This is a genomic window from Pseudomonas sp. 29, assembly GCF_002754355.1.
Classification (GTDB): Bacteria; Pseudomonadota; Gammaproteobacteria; order Pseudomonadales; family Pseudomonadaceae; genus Aquipseudomonas; species Aquipseudomonas neuropathica.
In genome coordinates this window covers 1,343,352-1,361,200 of sequence record NZ_PEEY01000001.1, presented here as the reverse complement: position 1 = coordinate 1,361,200, position 17,849 = coordinate 1,343,352, and the positions used below count along the sequence as shown (strand labels likewise).

Annotated in this window: 12 protein-coding genes and 2 pseudogenes; 2 read left to right on the top strand and 12 right to left on the bottom strand. The window is 60.3% G+C overall.

What is annotated here, in order from left to right:
* Positions 1 to 35: 35 nt before the first annotated feature.
* The 6 genes from gcsR to arcD (CLU80_RS06345) form a co-directional block, all read right to left on the bottom strand.
* Entirely contained in the window at positions 36 to 1,544 is a 1,509-nt protein-coding gene (gcsR, locus tag CLU80_RS06370; RefSeq protein WP_099757004.1) for a transcriptional regulator GcsR, read from the bottom strand.
* Positions 1,545 to 1,821: 277 nt separating this feature from the next.
* Entirely contained in the window at positions 1,822 to 2,184 is a 363-nt protein-coding gene (locus CLU80_RS06365; protein WP_099757003.1) for a DUF5064 family protein, read from the bottom strand.
* 62 nt (positions 2,185 to 2,246) lie between these two features.
* On the bottom strand, positions 2,247 to 3,176 hold the full coding sequence (gene arcC / locus CLU80_RS06360) for a carbamate kinase (protein WP_034153407.1): 930 nt from the start codon (positions 3,174 to 3,176) through the stop codon (positions 2,247 to 2,249).
* A 191-nt stretch (positions 3,177 to 3,367) separates the two neighbouring features.
* Positions 3,368 to 4,378 (bottom strand): ornithine carbamoyltransferase, encoded by a 1,011-nt coding sequence (locus CLU80_RS06355; protein WP_008086805.1) that lies wholly within the window; start codon positions 4,376 to 4,378, stop codon positions 3,368 to 3,370.
* Positions 4,379 to 4,447: 69 nt separating this feature from the next.
* A complete protein-coding gene (gene arcA, locus CLU80_RS06350) occupies positions 4,448 to 5,704 on the bottom strand; it encodes an arginine deiminase (RefSeq protein WP_095048203.1) in 1,257 nt (418 codons plus the stop codon).
* 33 nt (positions 5,705 to 5,737) lie between these two features.
* On the bottom strand, positions 5,738 to 7,165 hold the full coding sequence (arcD, locus tag CLU80_RS06345; RefSeq protein ID WP_099757002.1) for an arginine-ornithine antiporter: 1,428 nt from the start codon (positions 7,163 to 7,165) through the stop codon (positions 5,738 to 5,740).
* A gap of 440 nt (positions 7,166 to 7,605) precedes the next feature.
* On the opposite strand from arcD (CLU80_RS06345), the gene arcD (CLU80_RS06340) reads away from it, so the two are divergent.
* A complete protein-coding gene (gene arcD / locus CLU80_RS06340) occupies positions 7,606 to 9,033 on the top strand; it encodes an arginine-ornithine antiporter (RefSeq protein ID WP_093430474.1) in 1,428 nt (475 codons plus the stop codon).
* Positions 9,030 to 9,893: a DNA-3-methyladenine glycosylase family protein gene (locus tag CLU80_RS06335; RefSeq protein ID WP_099757001.1), complete on the top strand. Its 864-nt coding sequence runs from the start codon at positions 9,030 to 9,032 to the stop codon at positions 9,891 to 9,893. The genes arcD (CLU80_RS06340) and CLU80_RS06335 overlap by 4 nt, the downstream gene beginning before the upstream one ends.
* 208 nt (positions 9,894 to 10,101) lie before the next feature.
* Here the strand turns inward: CLU80_RS06335 and CLU80_RS06330 are convergent, their stop codons facing one another.
* From CLU80_RS06330 to CLU80_RS06305, 6 genes and pseudogenes are all read right to left on the bottom strand, one after another.
* Positions 10,102 to 11,451 carry a CoA transferase gene (locus CLU80_RS06330; RefSeq protein WP_099757000.1) on the bottom strand — a complete coding sequence of 450 codons (1,350 nt, stop codon included), beginning with the start codon at positions 11,449 to 11,451 and terminating at the stop codon, positions 10,102 to 10,104.
* A gap of 191 nt (positions 11,452 to 11,642) precedes the next feature.
* A pseudogene (locus CLU80_RS30605) lies at positions 11,643 to 12,170 on the bottom strand (methyl-accepting chemotaxis protein); the annotation flags it as partial.
* 330 nt (positions 12,171 to 12,500) lie between these two features.
* Positions 12,501 to 13,508, bottom strand: a pseudogene (locus CLU80_RS30600) (methyl-accepting chemotaxis protein); the annotation flags it as partial.
* A gap of 463 nt (positions 13,509 to 13,971) precedes the next feature.
* On the bottom strand, positions 13,972 to 14,382 hold the full coding sequence (locus CLU80_RS06315; protein WP_064119128.1) for a YbaN family protein: 411 nt from the start codon (positions 14,380 to 14,382) through the stop codon (positions 13,972 to 13,974).
* A gap of 167 nt (positions 14,383 to 14,549) precedes the next feature.
* A complete protein-coding gene (locus tag CLU80_RS06310) occupies positions 14,550 to 15,146 on the bottom strand; it encodes a biliverdin-producing heme oxygenase (protein WP_093430470.1) in 597 nt (198 codons plus the stop codon).
* A 111-nt stretch (positions 15,147 to 15,257) separates the two neighbouring features.
* The gene (locus CLU80_RS06305; RefSeq protein WP_099756998.1) at positions 15,258 to 17,843 is read right to left on the bottom strand and encodes a TonB-dependent receptor; all 2,586 of its coding nucleotides are present in this window, start codon (positions 17,841 to 17,843) and stop codon (positions 15,258 to 15,260) included.
* Positions 17,844 to 17,849: the final 6 nt, after the last annotated feature.

Genomic DNA, 17,849 nt, shown 5'->3' with positions numbered 1-17,849 from the left:
GAGCAGGCTCACTCCTACAGGGGATTTGTGGTTTTTCAGGGTTTGTTGGGAATGCCGTACTTGCGCAACCGATGGGCGATGGCGGTGTGCGAAGTTTGCAGGCGGCTGGCCAGTTGGCGGGTCGAGGGGTAGCTGACGTAGAGTTTTTCCAGCAGCGATCGCTCAAAAGCTTCGACCGCTTGTTCGAGGCTGTCGACATCGCTGTCAGCCTGACGCGCCACCGAGGTGCCAGCAATATCGAGATCGCCAATATCCACCAGGCTACTCTCGCAAATCGCCGCCGCACGGAAGATCACGTTCTGCAATTGCCGCACATTGCCCGGCCAGCGATTGCCGAGCAGCGCCGGGTAGGTCCCCGGAGCGAGGCGGCACACCGGGCGCTGGATCTGCGCGCAGGCTTGCTGCATGAAATACCGCGCCAGCAGCAGGATGTCCTGCCCGCGTTCGCGCAGCGGCGGCACTTCAACGTTGAGCACGTTGAGACGATAGAACAGGTCTTCGCGGAACAAGCCTTCGCTGACCATTTTTTCCAGATCGCGGTGGGTCGCGCTGAGGATGCGCACGTTGACCTTCACTTCGCGATCACCGCCCACGCGGCGGAAGCTGCCGTCGTTCAAGAAACGCAGCAGCTTGGCCTGCAAGTACGGCGACATCTCGCCGATCTCATCGAGGAATACCGTGCCTTGGTTGGCCAGTTCCATCAGTCCGGGTTTACCGCCGCGCGCCGCGCCGGTGAAGGCGCCGGGGGCGTAGCCGAACAGCTCGCTTTCGGCGAGGTTCTCCGGTAGGGCTGCGCAGTTGAGGGCCAGGAACGGTGCACTGTGTCGCGCGCTGATGGCGTGGCAGGCGCGGGCGACCAGTTCTTTACCGGTGCCGGTTTCGCCTTGAATCAGCAGCGGCGCGTCGAGGGCTGCGACTCTTTGCGCGCGGGCCTTGAGGGTGCGGATTGCCGGGGATTCGCCGAGCAGCGCATCGAAACCTTCGGCGTGGTCGTGGTGCAGCGCCGAGAGTTGTTCGCCGATGCGGTTTGGTTGATACAAGGTCAGCAGAGCGCCGGCGTCAGTGATCGGCGTGGCGTCGAGCAGCAAGGTCTGGCCGTTGACGGTGATTTCGCGCAGTGGCAAACGGAAGCCGTGTTCGAGCAAGGTGTCGAGCAGGCCGGGATCGTTGAACAGTTCAGAGACGCTTTCACCCGCCGGTTCGCGGCCGTACAACGCGATCAACGCCGGGTTGGCCAGCAGCACCTTGCCGGCACTGTCGAGCGCCAAAACGGGATCGGTCATCGCCGCGAGCAGGGCATCGAGTTGCAGGTGTCGACGCTGGCCGGGGAGGATGTCGACCACGGTCACCGCTTCCACGCCGAGCACGCGAAACAACGCATCTTTCAGCTCTTCGAGCACTTGCGGGCTCAGGGTCGGCGCGTCGATATAGACGTTCGGCGGAATCATTTCCACCGCATCCAGATTGAGGTTGCGCCCACCGAGGATAGCCAGGACTTCCTGGGTGATGCCGACGCGGTCGATGAAGCTGACGTGGATACGCATGGGGCGGTTCAGTGATCTGCAGAGCGGAGGGTGGCAAGTATGCCTTGGGCTTGGAGAGAGGTGAAAGCAAAAGCACCCTCATCGGAAACGCCGCCCGCCCAGCCCTCTCCCGGAGGGAGAGGGAGCCGACCGAGGTGTCTGAGGTTTGACATCGACCTGAAAGAACCAGTCGATTATGGATTCGGTAAAGCAAGGTCAGGTCGGTGTAACTCTAGAGCATCCCCCAATCAGTCCCCTCTCCCTCCGGGAGAGGGTTAGGGTGAGGGGCTTTTGCGGGTTACTCGAAATGCTCAAGATTGACCGGATCCCCGGATTGCATATTCAACTTCTGCCGAATGTCTTCAAACATCAGATCGTAATGCTTGTGCACCGAACCGATCTGGCTGTGAGCCTTGGGAATCCCGTACTTCTCGGCGATCCGGGTCACGTCACGGGCGAAGTTGTAAGCCTCTTCCTTGGGCAGGAAAAACGTTTCCTTCATGTCCTTGCCCTGCATGCTGCCATGCAGGGTGAACTGTATCCCTTTGCCTTTTTTCGGATCGCTGAGCACTTCATAGTCGAGGTGCACGTTGTAACTGACGTCATCCGGCGTCAACGCATGCCGCTCGATGTGCAGGCGACCGGGTTCGAATTGGGCCATGGTTTTCTCCTTTCAAGGCATGGGAGAAGGGCAGACCCTCGGTCTGCCCCCGGAGTTTCTAATTATCGGTAAGTGATGCCCGGCTTCGCCGTGGTCACGCGAGTACCGGCAGTGCCCTGGACAATCGCTTCGATGTCCGCCAGCGAACCGATCACCGCAACCTTGCCAGTATGGCGCGCAAATTCGCAGGCTGCCTGCACCTTCGGCCCCATGGAGCCCGCGGCGAAACCGAGGCGTTCGAGTTCATCCGGGTGCGCTTCGGCGATGGCTTTTTGCGTTGGTTTGCCGTAATCGATGAACGCCGCGTTGACGTCCGTGGCGATTACCAGCAGGTCGGCTTCCAGTTGCTCGGCGAGCAGCGACGAGCACAGGTCCTTGTCGATCACCGCCTCGATACCCTTGAGGTTACGGTTCTCGTCGTACATGGTCGGAATCCCGCCGCCACCGGCGCAAATCACGATGCTGCCCTTGTCCAGCAACCACTTGATCGGGCGGATTTCGAAGATGCGTTTTGGCCGTGGACTGGCGACCACGCGGCGGAATTTGTCGCCGTCCGGGGCAATCGCCCAGCCTTTTTCGGCGGCGAGTTTTTCCGCTTCAGCCTTGTCGTAGACCGGGCCGATGGGTTTGGTCGGGTTCTGGAAGGCCGGATCCTTGGCGTCGACTTCAACCTGAGTGAGCAGGGTGGCGAACGGCACTTCGAAGTCGAGCAGGTTGCCCAGTTCCTGTTCGATGATGTAGCCGATCATGCCTTCGGTTTCGGCACCGAGCACGTCCAGCGGGTAAGGGGTGACGGAGGTGTAGGCCGCCGCTTGTAACGACAGCAGGCCGACTTGCGGGCCATTGCCGTGGGCGATGACCAGTTGGTTGCCGGGATGGATCTTGGCGATTTGCTCGGTGGCGATGCGGATGTTGGCGCGCTGATTGTCAGCGGTCATCGGTTCACCACGGCGGAGCAGGGCGTTACCGCCCAGCGCTACGACGATACGCATGGTGCATGTCCTTTTAATCAGAGAAGAGGCAAACAACTCGATCTTCCTGTCGGAACCGGGATCCCCTGTGGGAGCGAGCCTGCTCGCGAAGGCGTCAGATCAGTCGACATCACTGTTGAATGACCCACCGCTTTCGCTAGCAGGCTAGCTCCCACCTTTGGTACCGGTTCCTTCAGTGGGAGCTATTTCAGTTACAGATCAGCCAGGGTCGAGACCAGAATCGCCTTGATCGTGTGCATGCGGTTTTCCGCTTGCTCGAAGGCGATGCAGGCTGGCGACTCGAACACGTCGTCGGTCACTTCGATGCCGTTTTTCAGATGCGGATACTGCTCGGCAATCTGTTTGCCGACCTTGGTATCACTGTTGTGGAACGCCGGCAGGCAGTGCATGAACTTGGTGCGCGGGTTGCCGCTGGCTTTCATCAGTTCGGCGTTGACCTGATACGGCAGCAGTTGCTGGATACGCTCGGCCCAGGCTTCCACCGGCTCGCCCATCGATACCCAGACGTCGGTGTGGATGAAGTCGACGCCTTTGACCGCCGCTTTCGGGTCTTCAGTCAGGGTGATACGTGCGCCACTTTCTTCGGCATATTTGTGGCAACGCTCAACCAGATCATCCAGTGGCCACAGGGCTTTCGGTGCACAGATGCGCACGTCCATGCCGAGTTTGGCGCCGACCAGCAGCAGTGAGTTGCCCATGTTGTTGCGCGCATCGCCGAGGTAGGCGTAGCTGATTTCATGGATCGGCTTGTCGGCGTGTTCACGCATGGTCAGCACGTCGGCGATCATTTGCGTCGGGTGATATTCGTCGGTCAGACCGTTGAACACCGGCACACCGGCGAACTTGGCCAGCTCTTCGACGATTTCCTGTTTGAAGCCACGGTATTCGATGGCGTCGTACATGCGCCCCAGCACACGGGCGGTGTCTTTCATACTTTCTTTGTGGCCGATCTGCGACGAGTTCGGGTCGATGTAGGTGACGTTGGCGCCTTGGTCATAGGCCGCCACTTCGAAGGCGCAACGGGTACGGGTCGAGGTTTTTTCGAAGATCAGGGCGATGTTGTTGCCCTTCAGGTGTTGTTGCTCGGTGCCGGTGTATTTCGCGCGTTTGAGGTCGCGGGACAGGTCGAGCAGGTAACGCAGCTCACGTGGGGTGTGGTGTTCGAGGCTGAGCAGGTTACGGTTATGGATGTTGAACGCCATGATGATTCTCCTTGGATTCGGTAATCGGCCCGGCCGCTACGGGGTGTGTGCGGCCGGGGAGATGGTCGTTTAGTAATCGATCGGGTCGCGGATGATCGGGCAGGTCATGCAGTGGCCGCCGCCACGGCCTCGGCCCAGTTCACCGGCGCTGATGGTGATGACTTCCACGCCGGCCTTGCGCAGCAGGGTGTTGGTGTAGGTGTTGCGGTCGTAGCCGATGACCACGCCCGGTTCCACGGCCACCACGTTGTTGCCGTCGTCCCATTGCTCGCGTTCGGCGGCGAAGCTGTTGCCGCCGGTTTCCACCACGCGCAGCTTCGGCAGGTTGAGGGCTTTGGCCACGGTGTCGAGGAAGGTGCCTTCTTCGCGGCGGATGTCGATGCCGCCCTGTTTGCTTTCGTCAGGGCGCAGGGTGAAGGCGACGATCTGGTTCACCACTTCCGGGAAAATTGTCACCAGGTCGCGGTCGCAGAAGCTGAACACAGTGTCCAGGTGCATCGCCGCGCGGGACTTCGGCAGGCCGGCGACGATGACTTTTTCCACGGCTTTGTTCTTGAACAGGTTCAGCGCCAGTTGGCCGATGGCCTGGCGGGATGAGCGTTCGCCCATACCGATCAACACCACGCCGTTACCGATCGGCATCACGTCGCCGCCCTCAAGGGTAGAGCTGCCGTGATCCTTGTCCGGGTCGCCGTACCAGATCTCGAAATCCGCGTTGGTGAACTGCGGATGGAATTTGTAGATGGCGGTGGTCAGCAGGGTTTCCTGACGACGCGCTGGCCAGTACATCGGGTTCAGCGTCACGCCACCGTAGATCCAGCAGGTGGTGTCGCGGGTGAACTGGGTATTCGGCAGCGGCGGCAGAATGAAGCTAGAGTGGCCGAGGAAGTCGCGGAACATCTGGATGGTTTTGCCACCGAAGCTGTCCGGCAGATCATCTGCGGAGACGCCGCCAATCAGGAATTCGGCGATGTGCCGAGGCTCCAGGCTTTTCAGCCAGGATTTGACTTCGTTGATCAGGCCCAGGCCCACCGAATCGGCAGTGACCTTGCGCTCGAGAATCCAGTCCAGCGCCTCCGGGATGGCAACGATGTCGGTCAGCAGGTTGTGCATTTCCAGCACGTCGATGCCGCGCTCGCGCATCTTGGTGACGAAGTCGAAGTGGTCGCGCTTGGCCTGGGCCACCCAGAGCACGTCGTCGAACAGCAGTTCATCGCAGTTGTTCGGGGTCAGCCGCTGATGGGCCAGACCTGGGGAGCACACCATGACTTTGCGCAGTTTGCCGGCTTCGGAATGGACGCCGTACTTAACTTTTTCCGTGGTCATTTCAGATCCTCCAGATAACAAAATAATCAGGGGTTACAGAGTCAGGAAGCCGTCGTAGAGACCGTAGGCAGCCACCAGGGCACCCACGACCACTGCGGCGAAAATCAGCTTCTCGACGTTAGTGAAAACCGCTTGTTTGAGTTCCAGCTTGGCTTTGGCGAACAGGATCGCGCCAGGTGCGTAGAGCAGGGCTGAGAGCAGCAGATACTTGACCCCGCCGGCATACAGCAGCCACACCGCATAGATCAGGGCGATGCCGCCGATAATCAGATCCTTGCGCCGCTCAGCCGCGAAGCCTTCGTAGCTTTCGCCGCGCACCGCCAGCAGCAGGGCATAGGCCGCCGACCACAGGTACGGCACCAGAATCATCGAAGTGGCGAGGTAGATCAGCGACAGGTAAGTACTGGCCGAGAACAGCGTGATGATCAGGAAAATCTGCACCATCGCGTTGGTCAGCCACAGCGCGTTGACCGGTACGTGGTTGGCGTTTTCCTTGCGCAGGAACTCCGGCATGGTGTGGTCTTTGGCAGCGGCGAACATGATCTCCGCACACAGCAGCACCCACGACAGCAGCGCCCCCAGCAGCGAGATGATCAGACCGACGCTGATCAGCACCGCGCCCCAGTGACCGACCACATGCTCGAGCACGGCGGCCATCGACGGGTTCTGCAGTTTCGCCAGTTCCGGTTGGGTCATGATGCCCAGCGACAGCACGTTCACCAGCACCAGAAACAGCAGCACGGTGATGAAGCCGATCACGGTGGCCTTACCGACGTCCGAGCGTTTTTCCGCGCGGGCGGAGAAGATGCTCGCGCCCTCGATGCCGATGAACACCCACACGGTGACCAGCATCATGTTGCGCACCTGGTTCATCACACTGCCCAGATCCGGATTTTTGATGCCCCAGATGTCGGCGGTGAAGATGTCCAGTTTGAAGGCGAACACCGCGATCAACACGAACAGCAGCAGCGGTACGACCTTGGCGACCGTGGTCACCAGGTTGATGAACGCCGCTTCCTTGATCCCGCGCAGCACCAGAAAGTGCACGGCCCACAGCAGCACCGAGGCGCCAATAACCGCAGCAACGGTGTTGCCCTCACCGAAAACCGGAAAGAAATAGCCGAGAGTGCTGAACAGCAGAACGAAGTAACCGACGTTACCCAGCCAGGCGCTGATCCAGTAACCCCAAGCGGACGAGAAACCCATGTAATCGCCAAATCCGGCCTTGGCGTAGGCGTAGACGCCGCCGTCCAGGTCAGGCTTGCGATTGGCGAGGGTTTGAAAGACAAAAGCGAGGGTGAGCATGCCGACAGCGGTGATGGCCCAACCGATCAGTACTGCACCGACATCGGCGCTGGCGGCCATGTTTTGAGGCAAGGAGAATATCCCGCCACCGATCATTGAACCGACTACCAATGCAACCAGTGCACCTAGTCGTAGTTTTCCGGGAGCTTCAGACATTTGCATGACTCCATTGCAGGAGAGAAGAGATCACAGCGTAGTTCTGTTGTCTGTTCAAACAGCTGACGTAGATCAGTGCATGGTCACATTCCATTGTTAATGAATGACTTAGGCTTCGGCTGAAGGCATAAAGCTCCTGCCCGCAAGGCCCGTCCTAGAGGCGTTGTGGCTACATCTTTGGGAATGGCTATTATTACTTTCGAATTATCACGCTAGTTCTTTTTCAGCTTTTGGCAAATTTTCCGTGTCTGTTTTCAGTACAGAATTGAATTATCGGGATCAGCGCACAAAACCGACTTAGCGTGCTAGGGCGTTAGCGTCATCGGCTATATATAAATGGGCGTTAATTGGCGTTACTTGATAAACGTCATCTACCTTTATCCGTTTAGTTAATCGTCTTTAAAACCAAATTCTCACCACACATTCAAAGGGAAACTGAAATGTCGCAACCGACGCAAAAGCTGCGATTAGGCGCGTTGATCGCCCTGGTGGTGGGTTCGATGATTGGCGGGGGGATTTTCTCGCTGCCGCAGAACATGGCGGCGCGCGCCGATGCCGGGGCGATTCTGATCGGTTGGGGGATCACGGCCATCGGCATGTTGACTCTGGCGTTCGTCTTTCAGACCCTGGCCAATCGCAAGCCGGAACTGGACTCGGGCGTCTATGCCTACGCCAAGGCCGGGTTTGGCGACTACATGGGTTTCTCGTCCGCCTGGGGTTACTGGATCAGTGCGTGGCTGGGCAACGTCGGTTATTTCGTTCTGCTGTTCAGCACCCTTGGCTATTTCTTTCCGGTGTTTGGCCAAGGCAATACGCCGATCGCTATTGGCTGCGCGTCGGTGCTGCTGTGGGCCGTGCATTTTTTGGTGATGCGCGGGATCAAGGAGGCGGCGTTGATCAATCAGCTGACCACGGTGGCCAAGGTTGTACCGCTGATCATGTTCATCGTTATTGCCGCAGTCGCGTTCAAGGCTGACATTTTTACCCGCGACATCTGGGGCACCAGCAACCCGAATTTCGGCGGGGTAATGGATCAGGTGCGCAATATGATGCTGGTCACCGTGTTTGTGTTCATCGGTATCGAAGGTGCCAGTGTGTACTCGGCGCGGGCGGAGAAACGCAGCGACGTCGGCCGCGCCACGGTGATCGGTTTTATCGGCGTGCTGGCGCTGCTGGTGCTGGTCAACGTGCTGTCGCTGGGGATCATGAGCCAGCCGGAATTGGCCAATCTGCAGAACCCGTCGCTGGCGGCGGTGCTCGAGCACATCGTCGGGCCGTGGGGTGCGTTGCTGATCAGCATTGGCCTGGCGATTTCACTGCTCGGCGCGTTGTTGTCGTGGGCGCTGCTGTGTGCGGAGATTCTCTTCGCCACGGCGAAGGACAAGACCATGCCGGCGTTTCTGAAAAAGGAAAACAAGAATCACGTCCCGGTCAATGCGTTGTGGCTGACCAACGTGATGATCCAGATCTTCCTGTTGATCACGCTGTTTTCGGCGGGCACTTACACCAGTCTGATTTATCTGGCGTCGTCGATGATTCTGGTGCCGTACTTGTGGTCGGCGGCGTACGCGGTTCTGCTCAGCGGGCGTGGCGAAACCTACGAACATGCCTCGGCCGAGCGCACCAAGGATCTGCTGATCGGTGGCATTGCCCTCGGTTACGCGGTGTGGTTGTTGTATGCCGGTGGGGTGAAGTATTTACTGCTGTCGGCGCTGTTGTATGCGCCAGGGGTGATTTTGTTTGCCAAGGCTAAGCGTGAGGCGGGCGAGCCGTTGTTCACTCATGTCGAGAAAGGCATTTTCACCTGCGTGATCATCGGCGCGGGGCTGGCGGCGTATGGGTTGTACAGCGGTGTGTTGTCGTTGTGAGGTTGGCGCTTGCGAATGCGCTGCCGTATGACTGGGACGCGATGCTGGGGTTTCTGGCGGCACGGGCGGTGGTCGGGATGGAGACCGTGGCCGATGGTGTGTATTCACGCAGCATTGGCTTGAACGGGGTTCACGGCACGGTTTCGGTCTGGCTTGGGACGGCGGATGCGCTGGCGGTCGAGCTGGATTTTCCTGATCCGGCAGCGGTGCCCGAGATCGCTATCAGGGTGCGGCGGATGTTTGATCTGGATGCGGATCTGGCGCTGATGCAAGGGCATCTGGCCCATGATCCGTTGCTGGCGCGGTTGATCGCCGCGTGCCCGGGGTTGCGGATTCCCGGGGCGTGGGATGGCTTGGAATTGGCGTTTCGCGCGGTGCTCGGGCAGCAGATTACCGTGGTCGCGGCAATTCGCCTGGCGGGCAAACTGGTTGCGCAATATGGCGCGCCGCTGGATTCGGGCGTGCCGGGGCTGACTCACGTGTTTCCCGAGGCGAGCGTGTTGGCGGCGGCAGATCTGGCAACGCTGGGCATGCCGAAAAGTCGCGGGCGGACGCTGTCGGGTGTGGCGCAGGCGTTGCTCGATGAGCCTTCATTGTTTGAACCGAATCGCGAGGGTGGCGTGGCGCGGTTGATGGCGTTGCACGGGATTGGCGAGTGGACGGCGCAGTACATTGCGTTGCGGCAGTTGCGCGATCTGGATGGGTTTCCGACCGGCGATGTCGGGTTGTTGCGGGCACTGGAAGTGCTGGAAGGAGAGCGGCCGCCAGCGCGGAATTTGTCTTTGCGGGCAGAGCCGTGGCGGCCGTATCGGGGGTATGCGGCGCAGCTTTTGTGGACATCTTTGAGCCGGGCAGATTGATACATCATCGCTCGGCTTGAAATTGCAGCCCTCACCCCAGCCCTCTCCCGGAGGGAGAGGGGGCCGACCGAGGTGTGTTGCGCTATACATCGACCTGCAAGACCGAGTCGATTATGGATTCAGCGGCAATCGTTCAAGTCGGTGAATCTCTCGAATATCCCCCAATCGGTCCCCTCTCCCTCTGGGAGAGGGTTAGGGTGAGGGGCTTTTAATTCCACCGTGGATGATGAGAACCCAGTTCTGTAGCCGGCAACGCCCACTGAATCGGCGTGCCGCTGATCCTCACCGGTACCTGCAAGCGATGCGCCGGGCCCCACGGGGTCTGTTCCAGAAATGAGCCCTGATCCCGCTCATCTTCCGCCCGCAATACCTCACTCGTACCCGGCCCAGATTCAATCAACAATTTCGCCGTCCGCGCCAGCGACAACCGCGCCGAGCCAGCGCGACCCGTGTTCAAACGCTCGGTCAACAGGCGGAGCGCACTCGCCGCCAGCAAATACCCGGTCGCATGATCCAGCGCCTGCACCGGCAACGGCGTCGGTTTGTCTGCCTGCTGCCAGCGCTGCCCGGCCTCGGCGATGCCGCTGCTCATCTGCACCAGACTGTCGAAACCTCGGCGGTTCTGCCACGGGCCGCTCCAGCCGTAAGCGTTGAGGCCAACATCGATCAGGCCCGGCGCGATTTGGCGACGGCGCTCAAAGCCGAAACCAAGATTCTCCAGCGCATCGGCGCGGTAACCGTGCAGCAGAATGTCAGCGTCTTTCAACAATCCTTCGAACACCGCACGATCAACCGGATCATGCAAGTTCAACCGCGCGCAGCGTTTGCCGAGGGTCATTTCCGGAACAACACCGGGCTCATTCCAGGTCGGGGAATCGATGCGCAACACGTTGGCGCCAAGGCCTGCGAGAAAACGGCTGGCGGTGGGGCCGGCGAGCACGCGTGTCAGATCCAGCACCTTGATCCCCGCCAACGGTTGCGCCACCGAGCCTTGCCACGCTGGGTTGTTCTCATCCGACGAATCCAGGAAATGCACCAACGGTTCGGCATTCACCGCCAGCCCCTGCGGATGCGTCTGCCACTGCACCCAACTGCGCATTTCGGCGGCACAACCCTGGGCCTCGACCACCGCTTGCTCCAGATCCGTACTCGCCCATTGCGCGACTTTGGCAGCCATCGCTCCACGGTCGGCGCAGGCACCGAGCACACGTTCAGCGGCGGCGCGGTGATGCGGGGCATTGGTGTGCAGACGGATCCAGCCGTCGCGAGTCTGATAATCGCCAGCGACGGGATCCCACAGTGGCGGGACTTGCCAGCCGATGGGACGGATTGATGTGGCGAACCAGAACGAGGCCAATCGACGATCGACTTCAACGGCAGGTCGCTGACCGGTCTGCTGCCGGAGCAATTCGCTGACGGCCTGACCGGCCGCGGCGATGCTCGCGCAGGCCAGGTCGGTGACGGCGAATGCCGAAGGCAGGGCGCCCTGTGCGGTGAAGGGAATCGGCGTGTGCGGCAAGCCGAGTGCGGCTTGAATGGACGTGAGCAGATCAGTCATCGAAGGCCTCCGGAGCGAGAGGGCGATGATAGTGCAAAACAATCTCGAGTCAGATGAAAACGCCAGCGGGTGAACACTCACCACTGTGGGAGCGAGCTTGCTCGCGAAGAGGTCATCACATTCAACATCATCATTGAATGGCAGACCGCATTCGCGAGCAAGCTCGCTCCCACAGGGTTCAGCGGTGTGGCTTAGACGCGGAACTGATCCATCAATTTCATCTGCTGACTGGCCAGGGCATTGAGCTGACTGCTGATCGCCGCCGACTCAGTGGCTTGTCCGGTCAGCGTCTCGGTGACGGTGCGAATCGCCGAGACATTGCGATTGACCTCTTCGGCCACCGCACTTTGCTGCTCGGCCGCACTGGCAATCTGCAGGTTCATGTCACTGATCACCGTCACCGCGTCGCTGATCTTGCCCAGTGCATCGACCGCCTGACGAATCTGCCCGGCGTTGTTGTGCGCCTGGGTCTGGCTCGAATGCATGGTCGCGACCACGCCACGCGTTCCCGTCTGAATGCGCTCGATCACGATGCGAATTTCTTCCACCGAATCCTGCGTACGTTTGGCCAAGTTGCGCACCTCGTCGGCAACCACCGCGAAACCACGACCGCTCTCACCGGCACGGGCCGCTTCGATCGCTGCGTTGAGGGCGAGCAGGTTGGTCTGTTCGGCGATGCTGCGGATCACTTCCAGCACCGAGCCGATCTGCTCGCTGTTGACTGCTAACGCTTCAACTTCGGTCACCGCTTTGCTGACTTCGTCGGCGAGTTGATTGATGTCGCGGGTGCTGCGCTCGATGATCGACATGCCATCCCTGGCCGACTGGTCGGCACCTTTCGCGGCATTGGCCGCGTTGGAGGCGCTGTTGGCGACGTCGTGGGCGGTGGCGCTCATTTCGTTGGAGGCGGTGGCGACCTGGTCGATCTCGCGGAATTGCACCTGCATGCCTTCGCTGGTCTGGCGGGCGATTTCTGAAGACTGGTCGGCGGTGCCGCGTGCTTCGGTGATGCTCTGTTTGATCTGTGCGATGGTCGGTTGCAGCTTGTCGAGGAAGCGGTTGAACCAGTTCACCAGTTCGCCCAGCTCATCCTGTTTGCTGTAGTTCAGGCGTTGGGTCAGATCGCCCTCGCCGCTGGCGATGTTCTTCAGCATCTCGGCAACGCTATTGATCGGCCGGGTGACGCCGGACGCGGTCAGCCAGATCAGCAGCAGACCGACCAGACCGGCGACCACGGCAACCAGCAGCGCAGTGATCACACCGGTTTCCTGAGCATCATCGAGCACTGCTTGCAGCTTGACCGAGTCAGCCAGCAGCACTTGTTTCGGCAGGTCGATGACCACGCCCCAGGCGCGTGAATTGCCAATCGGATCGACTGGGTAAACGGCGCGAATCAAATCACCTTGTTCAAGAATCTTCGGTGTGCCGCTGCTGACCAGTTGCAGCAGGTCCTTGCCGTCGGCGCCGAGGTTGTCACTGATCTTTTTGCCGACCTTGCTTGCGTCCGAACTGTCGGCAGCGAGCACACCGCTACCGGAGACAATCAACATGTGCCCGGCGTTGTTGAACAGGCTGCGCTGGGAATCCACGGCCGCCGCTTGCAGGGCGTCGAGGGCGATGTCGACACCGACCACGCCGATGGCTTTGCCGTCGATGATCAACGGCACAGAAATGGTCGTCATGAGCATTTCCTTGCCCCCGACAGTGTCGGCATACGGGTCGAGCAGGCAGGTGCGTTTGTTGTCGCGAGGGCAGGTGTACCAGCTGTTATAGGGCGTGCCGCTGACGCTGAGGGTGGTTTTGGTCAGGTCTTCTTCGACCATGATGGTGTTCAGCGAGGCGCCGGCGGCGCGGCTCCAGTAGGTGGCGAAGCGCCCGGCTTCGTTGGATTGGCGGGCGGCGTCGTTGACGAACTCGCTGTCCTTGCCGTCGAGGCCGTTGGGTTCAAAGGCGAGCCAGATGCCGAGCACTTTGTCGTTGCGCTCAAAAGCGGTTTTCAGGCTCAGGTTCAACTCTTCACGCAAGGCGCCGGCGTCCAGCGAACGCTTGGCGGCCATGACACGCATGTCCTTGATCTGATCCGCTACGGCAGTGATCACCGTCAGGCTTTCGCCGAAGGTTTTCTGCACCCGCACCGCTTGTTCGGCGGCTTTGGCTTGCAACAGATTCTGCACACTGGCGGTGAGCAACTGGTTACTGGAGTTGCTGACCAGTTCGTCGTTCTGATTGGTCTGGTAAATGTTCATGCCGACGATCAGCGCGACCACACCGAGCAGGCACAGGCCGGAGAGCAGGACGATTTTCAGGCGAATGGACAGAGAGTCGAACATGGGGCGATCTCGCGAATGAATAAACGGGTGGCATTCGGGCAGGAGCTACCCGGTTCGCCAAATCCATTCAGCGCCATTCAATGCTCATCGGCGCGGGAGCAGAGGGCATGAGTCGCGTGCCGACGAACGGTCAGCGCTAAACGTTTGCGCAGGGGAAAGTGCTGAAAAGGGGATTAATTACAGGGATGTTTCAGTGTGAAGACGGGTCAGTGCAGACCCGAATGGATTCCGGGCGCGACCAGATCCACAGATTGCCCAGGCTCATTCCGGCAATCGCCAGATAAACCGGCCAGCCGTGATCGAGCATCACCAGCATCAACGTGGCGCACAGCAACATGCTTACCGTGGCGCTGACCTTGGCCTTGCGCGCGATGATCTTGCCGTTGCGCCAGTTGCTGAGGATCGGCCCGAACAGCCGGTGGTTTTCCAGCCAGGCACTCAGGCGCGGCGAGCTGCGGGTTGCGGCCCAGGCGGCGAGAAGGATGAACTCGGTGGTCGGCAGGCCGGGCACGACGATGGCGATCAGGCCGATGCCAAGACTGACGTAGGCCAAGAGGCCGAACAGCACGCGGGCGAGTTTCGAGGAGGCGGGTTGCGGCATGGGCTCGGGATTGCTGTGAGGCGAGATGGGGATTCTACAGACTTGCGCTGTTCCCATGTGGGAGCGAGCTTGCTCGCGAAAGCGGTAGGTCAGTCACATCAGTGTTGAATGTGCCGCCGTCTTCGCGAGCAAGCTCGCTCCCACAGGGTTTTGTGGTGTTTTGGGGATCAGGCCATTTCGGCTTCTGTGGCGTAAGCCTGTTCCAGCAACACGGTGAAGCGGTTGAACGCGTCGATCGCGCCTTGTTCGACTTCGGCTTCTTCTTCGGCAGTGAACTGCAGCGAGTCGAGGGTACGCACAAAGCTTTTCCAGCCTTCCGCACGGCCACCTTCAGGCTCGCCGAGGTGACGGGCGCCAAAGGTTTCGCTCAGCTCCAGCGCCACGGCGCGTTTGATTAGGAACGCCGCACCGAGCTTCGAACCTTCGGAGACAAAGAGCCAGCCCAGTGCGCGAGCCTTGCTCGGGTTTTTCACCGCGCCCGCCACCGGTGTCGGCACTTCAGTGTCGAGATCGGCGAGGTCAGCCTTGGCCGCTTCGGCGCGGCAACGGGCCGGCAGATCCGGGACGATGGCGGTCAGTTCGGCGTCGTTGTAGAGGTCGACCAGTTCCGATTGAAAGAGGTACTGCGCGACGACAAAACGGGCGAAGTTGGTGCGGGTCTCGAACGGCGCGTGTGCCTTCACCAATGCATCGAGTTTGCTGTGCGGTTCATTGGTGATCTGATTCAAGCGTTGCGAACGCAGGGCTTTTTCCGAAGTGGTCATGACATGTCCTTGATAAAAGAGGCGCTTGATAACGAGACGAACAAGGCGACGTGCAAGCGTAAAAAAACCTCACGGCGTGGTGCCTGAACACGCGCCGTGAGGTTCGCCGGATCAGATGTCCCAGATCAGATTGATCGCGAAGTTGCGGCCCGGTTGGGTCAGTCGATCGAGGTTGGCCGGCTGTGTCACCGAAGCTTCGCCGACGCTGTCGTAACCGCGCACGTCATCCCACAGCCAGTATTTCTTGTCGGTCAGGTTGTAGATGCCGCCGCTGACGGTGACGTCGTCGGTGACTTTGTAATATCCGGCCAGATCAAGAATGCCGAAGCCCGGGGTTTTGAACTGGCTGCTGACGCCATCCGGCGACTTGAAGTTGCTGTCGTCGACGCGATCCTTTTTCTTCACCACGGTCCAGCTCAGCAGGCCGCCGTAGTTGTCCTGGTCGTAACCCAGACCGAACACGCCGGTCAGCGGGTTGACGCTGTTGATCGGCTCGCCGTTGTCGTTGTTGCGACCGTAGGCGTAGGCAATCGAGCCTTGGGTGTAGAGGCCTTGCGGCGCGCCAAACGCATCCAGGTTCAGGCGACCTTTGACTTCCGCACCCTTGATGGTGGCGTGCTTGATGTTGGCCGACTGGAAGGTCAGCTCGTTGCGTCCCGGGGTCACAGCGTCTTCGTTGATGAAGTCGCGATACTTGTTATAGAACACCGCCACGTCGAACGAGCCGTGTTCGAAGTTGCCGCGCAGACCGGTTTCGTAGCTTTTGCTTTTTTCCGGTTCGAGGTCCGGGTTCGGCGCCACGCTGTAGCCGGTGGTAGTGTTTTCGAAGCGGCCGTACAGGGCTTTCGCGGTCGGGGTGCGGAAGCCTTCAGCGTACTGACCGTACCAGGTGTAGTTCTCGGTCAGGGCGTAGGTCAGGCCGAATTTCGGCGAGACTTTGTGCCAGGTTTTGTTCTCGTCGCTGACTGTGCCTTGGCCATCCGCTGCCACGGTGTTAAGGAACTCCTGGGTGATGTGCGGCTTGAGCTGGGTGTAGTCGTAGCGCAGGCCCGGCAGGAAGGTCCAGTTGTTCCAGCTGATCTGATCCTGAGCGAACACGCTGTAGGTGTTGATGGTCGGGTCCGGGAAGTCGGTGGCTTTGGCCAACACGTCAGCGGTGCTGGTCGCACCGATGGCGCTGCAGCCGCGACCGACGGCCAGGCAAGTGCCGTCGCCGCTGCGCGAACCGGTGACTTTCTGTTGCTTGATGGTGGTGCCGTAAGTCAGTACGTGATCGGTGTTTCCAATGGCGAACGCCTTGTCCAGTTGCGCATCGAAGACCCATTGTTTCTCTTCGTAAATGGTGTCGCGAGTACGCAGCACCTTACGAGTGATCGGGTAGTAGAACTCGGTGGTGCTCTGGTCGGTCTTGGCGATCTGGTGGTTGAGGCTCCACTTCACGTTGTCGACCAGCAGGCTGTCGAGGGCGAACGAGTGCTCGATGCCGAAACGCTCACGGGTGATGGTGTCGTTGCCGGTGCGCCACTGGTACATGCCGCCGGGCAGCACGCTGTCGGGGATGGTCGGGGCGCCGTTGAAGTACGGCCCGCCGTAAGCACTCTTCTGATCGGTGTCGCGATCATCCTTGTACTTTTCGTAGGTCAGGCCCAGACGCGAATCGTCGTTGTAGTTCCAGCCGATCTTGGCCAGCACGTTGTAGGCGTTGACGTCTTCCGGGTTGGCGGCGGTGCGTTCCAGACCGGTGCCGTTGTTGCTGCCGTAGGAATCGGTCTCGTGACCGTCGCGCTGGCTGTAGTGCAGCAAGCCGTCGAACTGGTCGGCACGGCCGGCGACGGTGGCGGACTTCAGCCAGCTGTCATCGGCGGAGCTGTAACCGGTTTTCAGGCGCGCACCGACGTCTTTGCCCGGCTTGATGATGTCGTCGGCATCAAGGGTGTAGTAGCTGACGGCGCCGCCGATGGCGTTGCTGCCGTACAGCACCGAGGCCGGGCCACGGAGAATTTCCACGCGTTTGACGATTTCCGGGTCAACGTAATTGCGCTGGGTCTTGGCGTACGGACCGTTGAAAAAACCATCCGGGACTTCGACGCCATCCACCTGAGTCAGGATGCGGTCGCCGTCGATGCCGCGAATGTTATAGCCGCTGATGCCGCCGCGGGTGCCGGCGCCGCCGACGGAAACACCCGGTTCGTAGCGGACCAGATCCTTGATGGTGTTGACGTTGTTGCGGTCCAGATCCTGACGGGTCTGCACGGTGACAGTGGCCGGCACGCTGTTGACCGACTGCTCCTGCCGGGTGGCGCTGATGGTCACCTGATCGAGATTGAGCGTGCCGCTGGCGTTGCGCTTTTCCAGCACGACATTGTTGTTGCTGATTTTGCGGAAGCTCAGGTTGGTCCCCACCAACAGACGCTCGAGGGCTTTTTCCGGTGGCAGCGAGCCACGCACGCCCGGTGACGACACGCCTTGACCCAATTCTGCCGGCAAGCCAACCTGCCAACCGGTCACGGCGGTGAAGGCATTGAGCGCCGACACCAGCGGCTGCTGGCCGATGGCGAACGAGTAATCGCCCATGTTGCGCGACGGTTGTTCGGTCGCAGCCATCAGCGGCGCAGCACCGGCCATCAGGATGGCAGCGGTCAGCAGCGACAGCACGCGGGAAGGGGAGGAGGTCTGGCGGGTAAGGCGTGAGGACATCGATAG